The sequence below is a fragment of the Streptomyces sp. SID14478 genome (assembly GCF_010548525.1).
Taxonomy (GTDB): Bacteria; Actinomycetota; Actinomycetes; order Streptomycetales; family Streptomycetaceae; genus Streptomyces.
On record NZ_JAAGMG010000099.1, the window covers coordinates 1 to 221 of the forward strand.

Consider the following 221-nt stretch of genomic DNA (forward strand, 5'->3'; position numbering starts at 1 on the left):
CAGCCGCTGAATGATCGTCCCCGTCGCCAGGGCGCCGCCCGCGCACATCGTGATCAGCGCGAACTCCTTGTCGCGGCGTTCCAACTCGTGCAGGGCCGTGGTGATCAGCCGGGCGCCGGTCGCGCCCACCGGGTGCCCGAGCGCTATCGCCCCGCCGTTGACGTTGACCTTCTCCAGCCCGTCGAGGTCCGCCTCGAACTCCTGCGCCCAGCTCAGCACCA

1 pseudogene is annotated in these 221 nt (G+C 70.6%); it reads right to left on the minus strand.

The features are described from left to right. Positions 1–221 (minus strand): annotated as a pseudogene (locus G3I40_RS03065) (steroid 3-ketoacyl-CoA thiolase); the annotation flags it as partial.